9 protein-coding genes are annotated in these 18,626 nt (G+C 70.9%); 3 read left to right on the top strand and 6 right to left on the bottom strand.

Features of this window, described 5'->3' with window-relative positions:
* Positions 1 to 416: 416 nt before the first annotated feature.
* From ACTOQ2_RS31695 to ACTOQ2_RS31685, 3 genes are all read left to right on the top strand, one after another.
* A complete protein-coding gene (locus ACTOQ2_RS31695) occupies positions 417 to 1,031 on the top strand; it encodes a DUF6461 domain-containing protein (protein ID WP_440104509.1) in 615 nt (204 codons plus the stop codon).
* 236 nt (positions 1,032 to 1,267) lie between these two features.
* Entirely contained in the window at positions 1,268 to 1,471 is a 204-nt protein-coding gene (locus ACTOQ2_RS31690) for a hypothetical protein (RefSeq protein WP_440104508.1), read from the top strand.
* Positions 1,468 to 4,686: a hypothetical protein gene (locus ACTOQ2_RS31685; protein ID WP_440104506.1), complete on the top strand. Its 3,219-nt coding sequence runs from the start codon at positions 1,468 to 1,470 to the stop codon at positions 4,684 to 4,686. Before ACTOQ2_RS31690 ends, ACTOQ2_RS31685 begins: the two co-directional genes overlap by 4 nt.
* 129 nt (positions 4,687 to 4,815) lie before the next feature.
* Here ACTOQ2_RS31685 and ACTOQ2_RS31680 read toward each other — a convergent pair whose 3' ends face one another.
* The 6 genes from ACTOQ2_RS31680 to ACTOQ2_RS31655 all read right to left on the bottom strand — a co-directional run bounded on the left by ACTOQ2_RS31680 (position 4,816) and on the right by ACTOQ2_RS31655 (position 18,261).
* Positions 4,816 to 6,534 (bottom strand): HAD-IIB family hydrolase, encoded by a 1,719-nt coding sequence (locus ACTOQ2_RS31680; protein WP_440104505.1) that lies wholly within the window; start codon positions 6,532 to 6,534, stop codon positions 4,816 to 4,818.
* Between the two features lie 223 nt (positions 6,535 to 6,757).
* Complete coding sequence (locus ACTOQ2_RS31675) at positions 6,758 to 7,303, bottom strand: hypothetical protein (RefSeq protein ID WP_440104504.1); 546 nt, start codon at positions 7,301 to 7,303, stop codon at positions 6,758 to 6,760.
* Positions 7,304 to 7,473: 170 nt separating this feature from the next.
* On the bottom strand, positions 7,474 to 13,194 hold the full coding sequence (locus ACTOQ2_RS31670; RefSeq protein WP_440104502.1) for a ThuA domain-containing protein: 5,721 nt from the start codon (positions 13,192 to 13,194) through the stop codon (positions 7,474 to 7,476).
* 214 nt (positions 13,195 to 13,408) lie between these two features.
* Entirely contained in the window at positions 13,409 to 14,689 is a 1,281-nt protein-coding gene (locus ACTOQ2_RS31665; RefSeq protein WP_440104501.1) for an ROK family protein, read from the bottom strand.
* A 295-nt stretch (positions 14,690 to 14,984) separates the two neighbouring features.
* Positions 14,985 to 17,804 carry a PEP/pyruvate-binding domain-containing protein gene (locus tag ACTOQ2_RS31660; protein ID WP_440104500.1) on the bottom strand — a complete coding sequence of 940 codons (2,820 nt, stop codon included), beginning with the start codon at positions 17,802 to 17,804 and terminating at the stop codon, positions 14,985 to 14,987.
* Positions 17,773 to 18,261 (bottom strand): MarR family winged helix-turn-helix transcriptional regulator, encoded by a 489-nt coding sequence (locus ACTOQ2_RS31655; protein ID WP_440104498.1) that lies wholly within the window; start codon positions 18,259 to 18,261, stop codon positions 17,773 to 17,775. Before ACTOQ2_RS31655 ends, ACTOQ2_RS31660 begins: the two co-directional genes overlap by 32 nt.
* Between the last annotated feature and the right edge of the window lie 365 nt (positions 18,262 to 18,626).

Here is an 18,626-nt window from a genome sequence, read left to right as displayed (position 1 = left end):
ATCATGCTCTTTCCCGCACGCCCGGGTCGAGGCCCCTCTCCGGCCTTCGCGCACGGAGAACGGCTCCCGGTGGAGCCGCGGACTTTCAACCCGTGGGTTCAGGGTTCGAATCCCCGGCGCCCCACCCGTCCGGACTGCGGTTTTACCCGTTCCCTTAGTCGCCGGACAACGGCGTGAGCCATCGTGGGGCACATGCGGGTCATGTCCGGCCGAGTGTCCCGCCTTGGCGGCACGGGCCGTCTTACAACCTCCACGGGCGGTACCTGCCGGCATTCCACTCGCGCTGTCGCGTGGGCACCGACAACGAGCCCTGGGTGAGGATCGTCGACCAGCAGAATGATCGCGACACCGCTCCGGCGCGGCCCGTTTCCCACGGGCCGCGCCGGAGCGCTCCCCTATCCGGACAGGAATCGACCGTGGCCTTCCCCAACGAGCGTTACGACCTGCTCAACGCGTACGAACTCCACGACGTCTTCGTCGGCGCCTGGTGCAAGGGCCTCAGCGTCGCCGAAGCCGCCGCCCGGCTGCGGGCCGATCCCGATTCCGCGACCGCGTGTTCATGGGCGGAGATCGGCGACGGGCTGGGAGCGCTGGACGCGGAGACCGGCGTGCTGTGGATCGGTGAGCAGGCCCCCGGCTGGACGCAGATCATCCAGTACGAGGGCCCGCACATCGGCATGAACGAACCGCAGCTGAAGCTGTCGGAAGGCGGCGCGCTCCTCTACCTGGGGTGGCCGCTGCTGGAAACGGAAGGCGCGGAGGACCTGGAATACGTGGTGGACGGACGCGCGTGCACGAGCGTGTCCCTGGTCGACCCCAGCGAAAGGTTCGGCCCCGAGCCCGACGCGCTCGACCGGTACATGGACGGGCTGCCCCTCGACCTGGAAACCCCGGTGGACGAGGTGCTCGACGCCGCCTTCCGGCTCGTCGGCCGGGTCACCGGGCGGGAACTCGACGCCGACTGGCTGCGCGGCAGCCACACGCGCTACGTCATCCCGGGTACCGCGTGGGACCAGGAGAAGTGGTGGTAGGCAGCCGTGTCATGCCGTCTGCGCGGCATCGACCGGCAGCCTGGCCATGGGCTCATCCCGTCTCGGCGGGGGCTGTCGCGACCGGTGCGGCGCAGCGTTCGGCAGTGGCGGGACGGCCTTGAGCGTGATGTGGACGACGCGCCCTGACCGGTCCGGCGCGGGGACGTTCACCGGAACTTTCCCCTCTCGACATCTGCCGCGCCGGTTTGTCGGTGGGGTGATCTAACGTCCCGGCCATGACTTCAGTGACGCGGGCGTACACATACGCCGCGCCCCCCTCCCCGGTCGACGGTCGTCTCGCATCGGCGACCTCCGGCGGGCGGGCCCTGTCCGGCCCGGCCATGGCCCCCCGGTTCCTCAGCGGCATGGTGACCCGGGTGGTCCCCGCCGAGGCGGCCCTGCTCGGAGTCGCTCGCGCCGCAGCGGAGGTCTCCCGATGACCCTCTGGACGGAGATCTGTGATCTGGTCACCCGCAACCAGGTCACCCGCCTGGCCGACCGGCTGGTCGCGCTCACCGAGGAGGAGCGCGCCGAGGTGGGCGGGCGGTTGCCCGGTCTCGTCAAGGAGCTGCGCCGTGCCCGCACCGAGCGGGTGCGCGCCGATCATCCCGACGACTTCGAGGAGATGGCCTCCTGGGAGGTCGGCGACCTGCTCGACGAGCTGGCCGGCGCGCTGCTGCTGACCGGTGTCGGCGTCATCACCGGTCCGGCGGCCGCGGTGACGTGGATGACCGGCCGCGACGTCAACCGCCGCTGGGCTGAGGACGTCGACGTCGCCCAGGTATGCCGGGTGGCGGCCGCCCGGCCCCGGGAGTGGCGTCGTGATGTCGCGGTCCGGCTGGCCCGGCGGGTACGCCGTCCCGCCGACCGCATCGCGCCGCTGGCCGTGGCGCTGCTGCGCGAGTCCGGCGCCGTGCCGCCCGACCACGACCCGCTGGTGGCCGCCTGGCTGGCCGCACCGAGCGTGGCCCGTGACCCGCTGACCCCCGTGCTGCTGCCTCGTGTCTTCGACGCCGACGGCGCGGGCCGCGCCCTCCGTGACGAGCGGCTGGAGCCCCGGCCGACCCGCTGGCTGGCCGCCGCCGCCCGCGAACTGCCCAGGGAGCGGGTGCTCGACGGCTGCGTGAGCCGTTTCCTGCGCGGCGGCGAGGCGCAGGACCTGCGGTTCTTCGTACGGTTGCACACGCTCCTCGACCCCACGCCGGCGGAGTCCGCGCCCCGCCTGCGCGACTACCTGCGGTTGTTGCCGTCGGCTCCGGGCACGGTCGCCGAACTGGCCGCCGGGCAGGTGCGCGGGGCGATGCCGCTCGACCACGCCGACCTGGTCGAGGCGGTCGACGCGCTCACCTTCCGGGACGAGGCCAAGCTCGCCGCCACGGGCCTGCGCTGGCTCGACCAGGCGATCCGGGCCACGCCCGAGGCGGGCGCCGATCTCGTGACCGCGCTGACCACGGCGTACGCGCACAAGTCCTTCGACGTGCGTAACCGCGCGGCCGAGCTGACCCTGAAACACGCCGACCTGTTCGCCGACCACGCCGAAGTGATCCTCGACGCGATCCCCCAGCTCCCCGCCGACCTGGGCGCGAAGCTGGCCGAGCGGTTCGGAGGGGAGGTCCCGGTCGAGGAACTGCTGGAGCGGAAGGAGTTCCCGCCGCTGCCCGAGGTGCCCTCACCGGAGCGTTTCCCCGAGCCGTCGATCTTCCCGAACCACCACGAGCGGTGGATCGGACGGGAACGCTGGATGGCGGCGTTCGTCGCCGGGGTCGCGGAGAACCGCACGAACCTGCGCCTCAGGTTGAGGCCGCACGTCGAGCAGCAGACGCAGTACCGGCCGGACAGGGACGAGATCACCGACCCCGACGAATGGCAGGCCGTGCTGGCCGAGGAGCTCGTCGTGCCCGGTACCCTGCCGGAGATCCCCCCTTTCGGCCCGGAGAAGTTCTGGGACGACGCGAGTCACTCGGTCTCGGTCCGCCAGGTCGCCCGCGGCGAGGAGATCGAGCTGGAGCCGCCGAAACGGCGGATCACGGTGATCGGCGGCTGGCGCCCCGGCCGCTACCTCGACGACGACACCCCGCTCCGCGTCGTCTTCATCACCTGGACCAGCGACGACGGCCCGGCCGGGGCCGTGGCCGTCGAGGCCGGCCGGCCGATCCCCTTCGCCAACGGCCGGGTCTACCTGTACGGACAGCCCTCCGATGACGACCAGGCGCCGGAGACAGGCGCCGACGAGTCCGAGGAGTTCGACGAACATGAGGACTTCGACGACGCCGTCCCGGATCACCACGAGCGCCGTCCGGTGGAGCCCGGAGTCCTCTACGACGACTCGGTGGAGGCGATGCCGTGGCACGACCTGGATCGCGCCTACGAGCGCATGGCCGACCTGGGAGTGAACCCCGACCGGATCACGGCCATGCGGAAAGGTCTGCCGGTGCCCCCGCCCGGCCCGGACGAGCCGCTCGTGGCGGTCACCGTCGGCTTCGTCCCGCCCCGGTTGCGCTCCTTCCAGCCCCAGCCGCTTCCTGCCCTGCACGAGTGGCGGCGGCGGCACCGGCTCCCGCACCCGAACCGTCTCTCGCCGCCGTCCGACTTCCTCGCCACCCGCTACGCGGAGCTGTACGGGGCCCTGCGCGCCGACACGCTGCCGCCGGTGCTGCTGGCCACGCCGACGTGGACGACCGGCCATCTCGATCCCGACGTGCTGGTCGCCCGGCTGGAGGCATGCGCCGCCGCGGGCGTGGAACCGCTGCGGGCAGATCTGGCGCAGGCGCTGCTGCGGTTGCCCCGGGGCGGCCACCCGGCCGCCGCCGACCGGGCCGCGAAGATCGATTCCGCGGCGGCGCGCACAGCGGCCGAATGGCTGGCCGGGCAGGGCATGCCCGACCCGGAGTGCGGTCTCCGGTGGACCCACATGGTGGACGCGTCCATGGTCGAGTTCGGCGACGGCGAACCCGAGTACTTCACCGAGGTCCGCCTGACACCCGCGCTACGGGCCACGCCCACCGGCGACGAGCTGATCGACGAGGTGCTGCTGCGGCAGCCGTTCGACTGGGCGGGCGAGGGCCTGGGCAGCGGGATCGGCGGGTGGACGGCCATGCTGCCCTCGCACCGCGAGGTGGTGGCCGTGAACATGCTGCCGTTCGTGCTCCGCGACCGCTGGTATGCGAGCGTGACCCCGGCGGAACTGTCCCGCCTGGCCGCCTGCGACGGCCCCGTGAGCGAGGCGACGGCGGTGATCATCGCCTTCCTGCTGGGGAGCGGCGTGCCCGGGACGATCCCGGTGGTGCTGCGGATGGCGGCCAGGGGCGACCTGCCCGCCGAGGCGATCGGCCGCCAGCTCGCGCTGGTGCTGCGCCGCACCTGGCTGGAGACCCGCCCCGCCATCGCGGCCCTGACCGAGCTGGCCGACGCCGGCGGCCACCACGAGGTGTGGCGCATCCTGCTCGCCCTGCTGCCTGGGATGTTGCCGGGCGAAGGGCGGCGCATCACCGTGACCCACACCGAACTCGTCGCCTTCGCCGCCGACGTGGCACGCTGGACCGGCGCGCGCGGGGAGATCCCGGTCGTCGCCGAGTTCGCGCGCAGCCGCCGGACGATCCGCTTCGTCCACGAGTGCAGGCGCCTTCACGCCCAGCTCACCGCGACCACGTCATGACGAACCGCGCCGGGGTACATCGAAGTTCCCGGCGATCCCGGCGCGGTTCACTCTCACCGGTCCGGCCGGGGACGGCGTGTCGGGCGGGGTCACGTCGTCCTCGCCCGGCACGCCGGTCCGGCCGGGGAGTCAGGTGATCCCGCTCGGTTCGGCGGGGGCGGTGTAGCGGGCCTCGATGAGCTCGCGCACCCGTTTCCTGGCGTCGTCGACGGAGTCGCCGGGATCCTGCTCGACCTCGGCCACCTCGGCCGACAGCTCCTCGTCCTTGACGCTGTCCGCCAGCCAGCGCGAGTAGTCGCCCCGGCGCAGGTGGTAGGTCCACGTCTCCTCGTCGACGCCGTCGGCGATGCGGCAGAACGCGGTCAGGTTGCCGGCCCGCAGGTTCAGCGCGTTCTCGGGGCCGCGGAAGTAGAAGCTCGCGTCCTCCCCGAGTTCGCCGGCCGCGTACTTGCGGCGGTGCCTCTGGCGTTCCTCCTCCGGCGGGGCCAGCCGCACCCTGACCGGCTCGCCGTCGAGCCGCCAGAACAGCAGTTCCCCGGTCGGCAGGTCGGGAACATCCTGGCCGGGAGCGTCGTGGCCGGTGGCGGCGGCGAACGCGCCCAGGACGCCCCCGGGCTCGTCCCCGACCGCGACGACCGTGTCGAGGGTCTGGACGACCGCCTCGCTGACCGCCTCGGGATGCACGGTGACCAGCAGGATCCCGCCTATCTCGCGCAGCATCTCCACCGACTGCAGTTTGAACCCGTCGGGCATCATGTGGTGGGCCTCGTCGACCACCAGCCAGTGCGGGTGCCCGGAGCCGGCCGGCAGTGCCGACAGGCGGGGCAGGAAGTCCTGGAAGAAACCGGGCCGGTCGTCGAGGGGTACGCCCAGCAGGTTGACCACGACGCTCTGCTCGGGGTCCTGCAGCACCTGGAGGATCTCCTCCTGGGTGGGCGCGCGCCGGACGTCGCCGAGCACGGACGCACCCTCGACCCCGTCGGTGTAGTCGCCCTCGGGGTCGATCAGGCAGAACTGGTAGCCCGCCCTGGTGATCCGCTCCAGCAGCGCGGCGGTGACGGTGGACTTGCCGCTGTGCGAGGGCCCCGCGACCAGCATGCGTACGCCGTGCGGCGGGAACCGTACCTCCCCGCCGTCGTCGGTGCCCAGCAGCAGATGGTGGCGCGCCACGTCCACGTCGGCCAGGTCGGTCTCCACGATCCGGTCGATCAACTCGACGACCCCGGCGCCGCGCTCCCGCTCGGTCACCAGGTCACACCGTTCCTTGACGGCGGGGAGCGCGTTGGCCACCGCCACCGCGCACTCGCAGGCGGCCAGGAACGCGTGGTCGTTCTCGGCGTCGCCCACGCCGACCACGCTGTGGGCCGACATCTCCAGCTCGGCCAGGGCCGCGGCCAGGCCGGTGGCCTTGTTGACACCCGAGGGCAGGACCATCACCGCGCCCTTGTTGAAGATGACCTGCATCTCCAGCCCGAGCTCGCGGATGGTGGTGAGAACGGTCTCGGCGTGGGGTTCCACGGTGGAGACGATCGCCGAACCGACGCTGAGCGGCTCCACGCCCAGCTCGCGCAGCCGCTCGACGAAGGCCTCGGGCGGCGCCTCCGCGAGGGTCGAGCTCTCCTGTTCGTCGGGGCGGTGGAGCACGGCCCCGTTCTCGGCGACGACCAGGTCGAACAGGTCCAGTCGCTCGAAGTCCCGGGTGAGCGAGTCGACCTCCCTGCCGGTGACCATCACCAGCCGCCGCCCCGATCGGGCGAGGCGTTCGAGCGCGTCCAGGGTGTCGTCGTCGACGCGGCCCTCGGCGGCCAGCGTTCCGTCGTAGTCACAGGCCAGAACGTGATAGCGCATGCCGGGCCACTTACCCGGCCCCAGGGAGGGAAACGGGGTCCGAGGTGAACTTCTCCTGGCAGGAGGATGTTCCGGTGGCGGAACGAGATCCCTGACACGCCTGGCGTGGGCCGGATCCGGCCGGCTCGCGTGCCGGAGGAGGCGGCCACCGGCGTGCTCGACGATGGCGGCACACGATCGTCATGGGATGGGCCGGGGGCACGGTGATCCTCCGGCCCGCGGGTCAGCCGGACACGTTCCGGCGGCGGACGAGAACGAACATGATCCCGATGGCGGCCACCGCGGCGGCGGCGATGACGCCGATCTGGAGGGGGAGGTCGCCGGACGAGCTCTCCTGGGCGGCGCGTTCGGCCAGTGCCGTGGTGGACGCCGGCGTGGTCGCCTTGGGGAGCACGATGTCCTGCGCCTTCACGGTCGCCGACTTGCGGACCTCGGCGGGCTTGGTGACGGTCACGGCGACCTTCCACTCACCCACCGGGAGCGGCTCGGCCGCGTTGTAGAGGTTCTGGCCCTCAGGCGCCGACTTCAGCGGGATCGGGCCGAAGGTACGGCCGTCGGGCGCCGTCGCGAGCAGGGTCGCCGCGACGATGTCGGTGACCGGGCGGCCGTCCTTCTTCCAGGTGAACAGCACGTTGACGTTGCGGCCGCCGTCTCCGACGACCTCCAGGGCGATGGGTGACTTGGGCGCGGCGGAGGCGGCCGGGGCGCCGAGCAGCAGCCCGAGCCCGGCCAGCAGGACGGCCGCGGCGTATCTCAGGGCCTTGTTCACGGGGCGTGGTTTCCTTCCGGGTTCGGCGACGGCGGGTCCGGTGGGGATCCGCCGCCGCCAGAGCGCGAAACGGGGTGCCCGCGTCGCGGGGCACCCCGACTACGGGTCCATCGGGGGTGCCGGGCTCATGGAGAGAGCCCGGCACCCCCTGGTCGGGGCCGTGACCCCACTTACACGGGCTTGCCGCCGTATGCGACGATCAGGGCGTTGGCGTCACGCAGGAGCGTGGCCTTCACCGTCGGATCGGAGACGACCTTCCGGTCCTTGACCTCCTTGATGAAGTGCTCGAGCTCCTTGATGACCTTCTTCTTGTCCGGTCCGTGCTTCTTGTCCTCGGCCCTCATGACCTTGCAGATCTTGTCCTGAAGTTTCTTGGCGCTCTTGGCGGACAGCTGCCCGGCCGCCTTGAAGCGCTCGATCAGGGCGGAGATGTCCTTGGTCGAGGTGACCGTCTTGAACGCGACCGACTGCTCGTGGATGCCGCCGGACTGGGTCTCGACGGTGACGGTGAGCGTGTGCTCGCCCAGGGCCAGCGTGTGGAGCGGCTGGACGGTCCCGGACGTGAACGGCCGGCCGTCCAGCTTGCCGGTCACGGTCTTGACCCCGGGTCCGGTGACCTCCCAGGCGATGGTCAGGTCCTTGCTGTCGCCGTACTCCGTGCCGTCCGCGACACCGGAGATGAGGATGGTGGGCTCGGCGCCGTCCTCGATCTTGATGGTCGCGGCCTTGGTCTCCTCGACGTTGCCGGCCTTGTCGGTGGCGCGGTAGCGCAGCTCGTGGTCGCCGACACCGGTGACGTCGACCGTCGTGGTGTAGGGCGTCCAGTCGCCGCTGTCGAGGGCGTACTCGATCTTCTCCACGCCGGACGTCGCGTCCGTCGCGGCGAGGGTCACCGGCACGGTGTCCTGGCCGACCGGGAGGAAGTCCGCGGTCGTGACGGGCGCGGTCGCGTCGACCTTGACGGCGAGCGTCCTGGCCTCCTCGACGTTGCCCGCCTTGTCGACGGAACGGTACGCCAGGGTGTGGTCACCGTCACCGGTGATGACCACCGGCTCCAGGTACGTGGTCCAGGCGCCGCCGTCGAGCTGGAACTCGGTCTTGTCGACGCCGCTGCCCTGAGCCTCGTCGGCGCCGGCCAGCGCGACCTGGACCAGGCCGGTGAACCACCCGTTCGCCGGCTGGGCCGGGTCGGGGGTGGCCGTGGTCACCGGGGCGGTCGAGTCGGCCGTTCCGCCGCCGTTGAGGCGGAAGTAGTCGAACTTGACCGTCTTGGACGCCTGCTGCGCGGTGCCGATGGTGAACACACCGATCTTGCCGTCGCCGACGGCGGTGTTGGTCACCGCCTCCGCGAACTCGGTCCACGTGGTGCCGTCGGCGGAGTAGGACCCCTTGAAGGTGGTGCCCTCCTTCTTCAGACGCAGGTGCCAGACGCCCTGGGTGAGCGTGCCGGTCTGCGGCTGCGGGTTCTGGACGGTTCCTCCGACCTCGCTGCGCAGCTCGATCCGACGCGACACCGCGGAACCCGCGGCGTTGCCGGTGAGGTAGTCGAGCTTCACGTAGTCGTCGTCACCGGCGTAGACGATCAGGCCGCCCTGCTGGTACTGCTCGTTCAGCGCCGACCCGTCGACCTTCGTCTCCAGCGTCCAGTCGCCACTCGGCGCCGTCTGCAGGATGAAGTTCTTCGGAGTGCCGTTGGTGCTCCCGTAGATGTCACCCGTCGTGGTGTCGATCTCCAGGTTGCCGCCGGTGACCCGGCTGGTCGAGCTGTCGCCACGGACGATCGCGTCCCAGCGGCAGGTGTCGATCGACGAGCCGTCGAACTCGTCGCTCGGCTCGGGCTTGCTCGCGGTGTCGTCGGGGCTGATGTGGAACCAGTCGAAGGACGCGTCGACCACCGGGCGGGTGCCCGTGCTCGCCAGGGAGAGCAGGCCGATCCTCGGGTTGGTGATCCCGGCGAGCGCCTTGGTCTGCGGCATCGCCGTGAAGGTGGTCCCGTCCGGCGAGTAGTGGGCGGTGAGGTTGGTGCCGTCGCTCATGAACCGCACGTACACCGTGTCGGGGTAGGCGTCCCCGAGGTTGGCCGTGTTGCTCTCCGTCACCTCGTTGGGGGTGCCGTTCTCCTCCCGGATGAACTGGAAGATGCGGGCGGCGTGGTCGTTGGTCCCCCGCGCCTGGAGCACCATCTTGGCGTAGTTGTCGTCGTCGCCGTAGACGATCAGACCCGCCTGCTGGTAGGCGTCGCGGGCGTTCAGCGTGACCTTGGTGGTGGCCGTCCAGCCACCCTCCGGCATCGGCTGGAGCACGATGTTGGTCGTGGTGCCGGTACCGGTGCCGTAGATCTCGGTGAGCGACGTCGGCAGGACGAGCTTGCCGTCCGCGACCTTGAGGTTCTGGTCCTCACGGACGACCGACCAGCGGTCCCGATCGAGCTCGGCGCCCAGGAAGTCGTCGGAACGACCGGTGAGGCACGCGGTGCTCGGCGGGTCCACCTTGATGGAGACCGTCTTGCTCGTCGATGCGCCCTTGGTATCGGTCACGGTCAACGTGGCGGTGTACGTGCCGGGCGCGTTGTAGGTGTGGCTCGCGTCGGCGGTGGCCGGCTCCGGCGAGCCGTTCACGCCGAAGTTCCACTTGTACGTGAGCGGGGTGTTGTTGTCGGGGTCGGTGGCGGTCGAGGTGAAGTCGACCTTCAGCGGGGCGATGCCCGTGACCGGGGTCGCCGACACCGTCACCGTCGGGCGCTGGTTGTCGGTGGCGCCCTGGCCGATGAAGTCGACCCAGTTGAAGTTGAGCAGGTAGGCGTCGTTGGCCGCGCTCGCCGGCTTGCGCACGATGAAGAACAGCGGGCCGGTCGTCGTCGGGACGTCGGTCAGGTCGACCGTGATGTCCTGGAACGTCTGCCAGCCGCCGGTCGGCGCGATGTCGACCGAGCCCACCAGGGTTCCGGTGTCGGCGTTGCCCGCCTTGATCTGCACGGTGCCGCCGGCGCCGCCCGAGGAGACCCGGAACCGCACCTTGGAGATGCCGCTCAGGTTGATCGGGGTGTAGGACCAGTAGTCGCCGTCGTTGGTGAAGCCGATGTTCTGGGCGCCACCCTGAGGGTCGGTGGTCGTCTCGGTCTGGACGCCGGGGGTGTCGGTGCCCGTGCCGTCCGTGACCCGGCCGGTCGCCGAGAAGTGCTCGGCCTGCTTGCGCTTGGGCTGGAGGATGGCCTCGGCCCGCCCGGTCAGAGACTGGGCGCCGCCCGCGCCACCCTTGTCGGCGTAGGTGGCCTCAAGGATGTAGAACAGGTTGTCGTCGATGCCGTGGCCGCTGTCGGACAGCGTCTGGATGGTGCCCTCGCAGCCGTCGTGCTGGTCGAGCGGGTGACCGTGGCTGTCGTGGCCCAGGTACGCCTGGATCTTGACGTCGTCACAGTCGATCGTGCCGTCCTCGGCGTCGGTGACCACGATCTTGTAGTTCACCTGGTCGCCGAACTCGAAGAACGCGCCGTTCGGCGGCAGCTCGAAGGTCACCTTCGGACGGGTGTTGCCCGCCGTGATCGGCAGGTTCGCCGTGCCGGTGAGGCCGTCGGGGTTGCTGACGGTCAGGACCGCGCTGTACTGCCCGGCCTGGGTGTAGGTGTGCGAGGGGTTGGCGTCGGTCGAGTCGGTGGTGCCGTCGCCGTCGAAGTCCCACGCGTAGGTGATCGGCCTGCCGTCCGGGTCGTTCGACCCCTGGCTGGAGAACTGCACGGTCAGCGGGGCCGGACCGTCGGTCTTGTCCGCGGAGACGCGGGCGACCGGCGGGCGGACGCCCTTGACGTACTCGATGCGGTAGATGCCGGAGTCGGCGTTGTCGCCGCCGAAGCCGGAGCCCCACTCGATCAGGTACAGCGCGCCGTCGGGACCGAACTTGATGTCCATGGGGCGCTTGAAGCTCATGGCGCCCAGGATCTGGTTGATCTTGATCTGCGCGTTGCCAGCCTCGTTGAGCTGGAACGAGAACATCTTGTTCGTGTTCCACTCACCGAAGATCGCCTTGCCGTCCCAGTAGGCCGGCCACTTGACGGTCGACTGCAGGTCGGCGTCGTAGCGGTAGACCGGGCCCGCCATCGGCGCGCCGCCGTTGAGCTCGGGGAAGGAGTTCGGGTTGGCGGCGCTGGTGTACGGGATCGACGCCGCGATCGCCGGGGGCAGCGTGGTCAGGCCGGTGTTGTTGGGCGAGTCGTTCACCGGCGCGGCGCAGTTGAACGCCGAGCCCGAGGTGCTGGTGGCGAAGTTGTAGTCGATGTACGGGGTGTTGGCGCCCACGCAGAACGGCCAGCCGTAGTTGCCCGGCTTGTCGACCAGGTTCCACTCGACGGTGCCCCGCGGACCGCGGGTGGCACTCGCGGAGCCGGCGTCGGGTCCGTAGTCGGCCACCATCGGGAAGCCGGTCTTCGGGTCCAGGCCCATGCGGAACGGGTTACGGAAGCCCATGGCGTAGATCTCGGGCTTGGTCTTGTCCGTGCCCGCGGGGAACAGGTTTCCGGCCGGCACGGTGTAGGTGCCGTCGTCCTGCGGGGTGATGCGCAGCAGCTTGCCGCTCAGGTCGTTGGTGTTGCCCGAGGTGCGCTGCGCGTCCCACGCGGACCGGCCGGACCGCTCGTCGATCGGCGTGTAGCCGTCCGAGGCGAACGGGTTGGTGTTGTCACCGGTGGCCAGCCACAGGTCGCCGGTCTTGTGGTCCATGAGCATGCCGCCACCGTGGTGGCAGCACTCGGCCCGCTGTACCGGCACGTCGAGGACGACCTTCTCGCTCGAGAGGTCGAGCGAGTCGCCGTTGACCGTGAACCGGCTCAGCCGGTCGACGTTCTGGCCCGTCGGCGAGTAGAAGAGGTACAGCCAGTTGTTGGTGGCGAAGTCCGTGTCCAGCGCCAGACCGAGCAGGCCGCTCTCGTTGGCGGTGAACACGTTCAGGCGACCGGCCGTCACGGTCGAGCCGGTGGTCTTGATGATCTTGACGTCACCCAGGCGGTCGATGTAGAAGACCCGGCCGTCCTTGGCGATGTCGGTCATCATCGGGTTCGCCGTGTTGTCGTCGAGGGCGACCTTCTCGAAGCTGCCGCTCTGCGAGGCCGAGCAGTCGGCCTTCTCGGCGCCCGCGGCGGTCTTGATCCCGCCGAGGAGCATCTTCAGGAAGTTCGGCTCGGCGAAGCTCTCCTTGGTGTGGCCGAGGCCGGTGTACCAGGAGCGTCCGCCGTCGTAGTCCTGACACCAGGAGATCGGGTGGTCGATGCCCTGCGTGGAGCCGGTGTAGGACTTCTGGTCCATCGACTGCAACACGTGCACGTTGTTGCGCGGGTTGGCCTGGAAGTCGTACCACTCGTCGACGCGGGTCCACGAGGTCGGCAGGTGCGAGGTCGACGGGTGGGCGAGGTCCTCGGTGAGGACCGTCGCCTGCTGGGTCGCCGGGTGCGACTTGAAGTACGCGCCGACGAGCTTGCCGTACCACTCCCAGTTGTAGCCGCTGTCGGAGGCCGCGTGGATGCCGGCGAAGCCGCCGCCGTTCTGGATGTAGCGCTCGAAGGCGGCCTTCTGGTCCGGCGTGGTGACGGGGTCACCGGTCGTGGACATGAAGATGACGGCCTGGTACTGCGCCAGGTTGGCGTCGGTGAACTGGGCGCTGTCCTCGGTCGTGTCGACCGCGAAGTTGTTCTCCTCGCCGAGCTTCTGGACGGCGGCGATCCCCTCGGGAATCGAGTCGTGCCGGAAGCCGCTGGTCTTGGAGAAGACCAGGACCTTGAAGGCGGGGTCGGCGGCGTTCGCCGACGACGCCAGGGCCGTGGAGGCCGGCCCGCCGGCGGCGTTCGCCGGCGGCGTCAGGAATGTGAAGACGGGTATCAGGGGCACGACGATGGCCAGGGCCATCGCCGCCGCCGTCCGGCGTAGGGAGCGGTTTTTGGTTATCGGCAGGCTCTTCGAGAGCCTGGCCCACGTTCGAGAACGTGGTGACATGGTGATCCCTTTCCTGACTTGGGGGGTCGTCAGGCAAAGCGCGCGCCGCCGCACTGGTGCCACTTGTTGCATGAGTTGGTTACTGCGGTGACTGGAGGGTGCCGCCTCCAGGCTTGTGGGGGATCCGTCAGCCGGTCGACAGCCGGGGTAACGGATCCGTGATGAGGGTCGGATGGTCGATGAGCCGGTTGATCACCATGTTCGCGGCGCCCCGTGAGGCGGCGCCGAAGCCGAGGTCGGAGGCGACGAACCGGCAATGGTTGGCGGAGCGGGCCACGACGAGCCGTTCCAACTCCGCCTGGGCGTGGGGCAGCAGCCATTCGGCGAGCGTGGCGAAGTAGCCGCCGACGACGATCACCCGCGGGTTGAACAGGTTAGCCAGGATCGAGCCGCCGAGCCCGAGCCACCGCCCCACCCGCGCGACCGCGTCCGTCATCCGGCGGTCGCCCGCGGCCAATCCTCTGGCGATCTCCGTTGCGTGCTCCTCGGGGTCGGACACCGGCAGGTCGGCCGGTCGGTAGGAATGGTCGGGCATGGCCGTCCGTACCAGCGCCGCCAGCCCCACCTTGGTCTCCCAGCAGCCGTGCCGCCCGCAGCCGCAGCGGGCGCCACCCGGGTCGACCGGCAGGTGCCCGACCTCGCCGGAGAAGCCGTCCGCGCCACGGAGCAGCTTGCCGTCGACGAAGATGCCGCCGCCCACGCCGACCTCACCGGTCAGGTAGACGAGATGGGGGGTGCCGGCGGCGACGCCCGAGGTGTGCTCGGCCACGGCCGCGAGGTTGGCGTCGTTGTCCACCAGCACTGGAACGCTCCATGGGCCGAGTTCGGCCGACAGCCGTGCCGCCAGCGGCAGGTCGCGCCAGCCCAGGTTGGGTGCGAACGTGACGACGCCGCGTGCCACGTCGACCAGGCCGGGGACCGCCACCCCGAGACCGGCGGGGACGGCCTCGGCCCGCTCCATCTCCTCGACGGCCTCCAGGGCCATCCTGCCGAGCACGCGCAGCGCGCGATCCGGCCCGCCGGCCATCGCGTCGAAGCCGGTTCGGCGCTCCACGAGGACCCGGCCGCCGAGGTCGGATCCGTGAACCGAGATGTGGTCGACGTTGATCTCCAAACCCAGCGCGCCGACATGCGCGCCGTGCAGCGCCAGGGGGCGCCGGGGACGGCCGATCGCGCCGACGTGCTCCATGTCGATCTCCTGGACCAGTCGCCGATCGATCAGCTGAGACACCAGGTTGGAGACCGTGGCCCGGTGCAGGCCGGTCACCTCCGCGATGTCGGCCCGGGACTGGGACGCGCGGTCACGCAGGTGGCGCAGAATCAGCGAGAGGTTCGTCTGGCGCATCATGGGCGAGCTGGTCGGTAGGGCGGTGCCGGCGGCGTACATGACGTTGTACTCCTGGGTCACGCGAGGCACCGCCTTTCGTTTGTCTCAGCGATCAACTATTGGGGTTTTTAACATGCATGTGTCCGATGTGCACCTTGTTGAGAGGTAACGAGTTGACATCTTCGAACATGCGCAGGTAGACGGCGTGAGGGTTTTGTTATCAAGTTGTGATGTTTGTAATTTTCACCCTCCGGGCCTGCATGCCCGGGAGCCGCCGGGGTGCGTGCGGGAGGGCGGCGAAGGAGTCGCCGTGAGCCACGAGCGAGCCATGAACGACGTGAGCCACGAGCGAGCCATGAACGAGTCGCGTGACCGGTCAGGTGACGGTGACGGCGCCGGAGGTGCCGTCGACGGTGATCTCCTGGCCGGTGGCGATGTGCTCGGTCGCCCCGCTCACCCCCACCACGGACGGGATCCCGTACTCGCGGGCCACCACGGCGCCGTGGGAGTTGGCACCTCCCATCTCCATCACCAGGCCGCCCGCGGTGAGGAACAACGGCGTCCAGCCGGGGTCGGTGGAGGGGCAGACCAGGATCTCCCCGGGCTCCAGGTGCGCGCCGACCGGGTCGAGGACGACCCTGGCGACACCGGTGACGGTGCCCGCCGAGGCCGGGGTGCCGGTCAGCGCCCCGTCCACCGGCGTCCGTACGGCGACGGCCTCCGGCTCGGTGCCGTCCGACAACAGGACGCGGGGGACGTGCCTGCGGCGCAGCTCGCGGGCGGCCTCCTCGCGCCGCCGCGCCACGAGGTCCGTCAGCGCGGGTCGTGCGGCACCGGCCGTGGCCGGGGCTTCGCGGGAGGGCGGGGCCGAGGCCTCCAGGGAGGGCACGGCGGCGAGGGCCGCCCTGGCCTCGCGGAAGGTGAGGAAGAAGACGTCGTCGGCACGGGACAGCAGTCCGCGCGCCGCCAGCTCGACGCCGACGGCCAGCACCTCGGTCCGCATCGCGGCCAGCGCGGTCACCATGGCGTACTTGGGCATCTCGCGCAGGCCCGCCAGCGCCCGCGTCCTACCGAGCGCGAAGCGGACGAACCGCCCGCGAAGGCCTCCGGCGCGGCCGCTCAAGGTCTTGATCATGAGAACGGCCTCGGCGGCGCCCTTGGCGAACAGGGCGTCCGGAGCCAGGGCCGGATCCTCCAGCCGCAGGTAGTTGGCGAGGACGCCGACGATGTGGGTCGGATCCTCCGACCAGCGCGGTAGGCCGAGGTCGATCTCGGCGACCGCCCTGACGCCGTAGACGGACAGGAAGTCCGCCAGGCCCCTCTGCGCGACGCCGGGAAGCGATCCGGCGCGGAAGCGCTCGGCCAGCTCGGCGGCGGGGGTGCCCAGCAGCAGGGAGGTGGTTTCGCGGTCCTCGCGTATGCGGGTGGCCAGCCGCCACAGCGTCAGGTCCATCTCGGTGGTCACGTTGTGCGGGAGCCCGCGCAGGACCGTCTGCAGCTCGCCGGGCCCGACCCGGTCACCCAGCGCCTTGGCGGCCAGCCCGAGCATCGCGAACCCGGCCGCCGCCGCCGGGGCGACGGTCGGCAGCAGGGGGAAGACCTGGCGGCTCAGCACCCGCTCGACGTGGTCGAGACGCTGGGCCGGCGTGGCGTCCCCGGGCGCGGCCAGCTCCCTCCGGAGGCGCGCGTCCAGCACCTTCACGTCCCGGTGCGCCGACGCGGGGTCGAGCAGGGCCCGTACGGCGCGCTGTGGAACGCGGAAGCGGGACGCGATCCTGAACGCCCGGCGCAGGGGCGGGCGGAGCGAGGGCTGGGTGACGCCGAACCGGGGATCGTCGAGCAGGCCGCGCAGCACCTTCGCCGACCGTGCCTCCATCACGTCGAGCACCTTCGGGAAGGCCACGCGGCCCACCCTGCCGCCCATCAATCCGGTGATGTCGAAGAACAACCGCCCGCCCGCCTCCGCGATGACGGGGGCACCGGCCACCCGGTCGGCCACCGGGATCCCCAGCATCTCGAACACCGACGACGACAGCAGCCTGAAGGCCGACATGCCCATGGGGGTGATCGGCCGGTAGAGGCCCTGGGCCAGGCTGAAGCAGAAGTAGATCCGCGCGCCGTCGGGCTCGGAGCCCCCGCGCCGCGAGTCCAGGGAGCGGGTTTCCCCCGCGCCCGCGTCACCCGGCACGGACGGCGGGTCCGCGGACGGCTCCGAGTGGTGGGGGATCGGATAGAGCGTGGTGATGGGACGCGACTGGGTCAGCCAGAGGACGCCACCGGAGTCGATCGCCCACTCGGTGTCCTGGGGCGCACCGTAGTGCCGCTCGACCCGGTCACCGAGCTCGGCCAGCGCCGCCAACTGCGCGTCGGTGACGCAGGCGTTCTCCGTGGATTCCGGGGATTCCGGGGAGGTCGCGGGGTCCGCGGGTGCCTCGACGTGCTCGACGCCGCCACCCGCCAGCGACCGTACGGCCAGCCGCTTGTCGCCGAGGCGGCGTTCGGTGATCCGGCCGGTGGCGGTGTCGACCACGAAGTGGTCGGGGTTGACCGCGCCGGAGACCACGGCCTCGCCGAGACCGGGACTGGCGTCGATCACCGCCTCGCGCCGCCGCCCGGTGACCGGATTGGCGGTGAACATCACCCCGGCCACCTCTGACTGGACCATCTCCTGGACGACCACCGCCAGGCGCACCGCGTCGTGGCCGATGCCGTTCGCGGCCCGGTAGGCGACGGCCCGGTCGGTCCAGAGCGAGGCCCAGCACCGCCGGACCGCGTCCAGCACGGCGTCGGCGCCGATCACGTTGAGGTAGGTGTCCTGCTGACCGGCGAAGCTGGCGTGCGGCAGGTCCTCGGCGGTCGCGGAGGAGCGGACCGCGACGGGACCGTTCGCGCTGTCGCGTACGGCGCTCGCGATGTCGTCGGGGACCGGCGCGGAGAGCACGAGCTCGCGGGCCTTCGCGGCCAGCGAGTTCAGGGCGGGGACGTCCCCGGCGGCCGTCGTGGCGAGCGTCGTGAGCACCTCCTCCAGCCCGGCTCGCTCGGTGACCCTGCGGTAGGCCTCGGTGGTGACGCACAGGCCGGGGGGAACGGGAAACCCGGCGGTGGTGAGCACGCCGAGATTGGCGGCCTTGCCGCCGACGAGGGGCAGCATCTCCGCCCCGATGTCATCGAATCTCAGGATGAGCGGCTTGTGCATGGGTGCGTCGTCTCCTTGAGGCTTCGCCGAGAAGCGTCATGGCCCGGGTCACGAGCTCGCGTTCTTCGGCGGTCAGATGGGCCGTGACTTCGAGCTGGGCGTCGGCCCGGACGCGCTCGAACGTGCGGAGAAAGTCCGCTCCGGCCGGGGTGAGGGCGATTCGCCGCACCCGCCGGTCGCCGGGATCCTCCCGGCGGTCGGCCAATCCTCGCCGTACGAGCTGGTCGACCAGGCGACTGGTGGCCGAGACGGACCGGCTGACCCGCTCGGCGAGTTCGCGGAGCGTCGGGGCGACCGGTTCGTCGAGGAGGTAGAGCGTGGCGATCTGGATCATGGAGGGCTCGTCGCCCTCGAAGCCGCTCAGCATGTGGAGCAGCAGGCCAGGGATCAGCGCCCGTCGGAAGTCGCCGATGTCGTCGGCCAGCCGGTCGCGCTCCGCGCCGTCCACGGGGTCCATCGGACAACTCCTTGCATCAATGCAACTAATGCGTTGCCGCAAGGCTAAGTCGGAGAGGAAGGGAAGTCAACAAGTGATGAAATTAGCGTACGGGCCTTTCGCCGATCTCGCGTGGTGTCCGGTCCGCGGGCGAGAGTGGCCCGGGTTCGTGGCGGACGCACGGTTCCCTGCGGGGTGCCGTCCGGCTCGGACGCGGCGATGGATCACGGTGGTACGGCAGTGGACGCGGAGGTGAGGGCGGCGCCGGGGTACGGCATTGGGACGCGGCGCCGGGATGCGGGGCCGGGCACAGCACGAAGCCGGCCCCCTGGGGAGCCGGCCGGGTTCGAGCGTGGGAGACCGATCGGGTCGGTGTCGGGTCGGTG

Source organism: Streptosporangium sp. H16 (assembly GCF_051918855.1).
Lineage (GTDB): Bacteria > Actinomycetota > Actinomycetes > Streptosporangiales > Streptosporangiaceae > Streptosporangium.
The sequence above is the reverse complement of the archived record's forward strand: the minus strand, read 5'-3'. Positions and strand labels throughout refer to the sequence as shown.

Bases quoted from the DNA above. Each gene is read 5' to 3' on its own strand.
- ACTOQ2_RS31660 (WP_440104500.1), bottom strand. From the start codon at position 17,804: ATGCACAAGCCGCTCATCCTGAGATTCGATGACATCGGGGCGGAGATG.
- ACTOQ2_RS31690 (WP_440104508.1), top strand. From the start codon at position 1,268: ATGACTTCAGTGACGCGGGCGTACACATACGCCGCGCCCCCCTCCCCG.
- ACTOQ2_RS31685 (WP_440104506.1), top strand. From the start codon at position 1,468: ATGACCCTCTGGACGGAGATCTGTGATCTGGTCACCCGCAACCAGGTC.
- ACTOQ2_RS31680 (WP_440104505.1), bottom strand. From the start codon at position 6,534: ATGCGCTATCACGTTCTGGCCTGTGACTACGACGGAACGCTGGCCGCC.
- ACTOQ2_RS31655 (WP_440104498.1), bottom strand. From the start codon at position 18,261: ATGGACCCCGTGGACGGCGCGGAGCGCGACCGGCTGGCCGACGACATC.
- ACTOQ2_RS31670 (WP_440104502.1), bottom strand. From the start codon at position 13,194: ATGGCCCTGGCCATCGTCGTGCCCCTGATACCCGTCTTCACATTCCTG.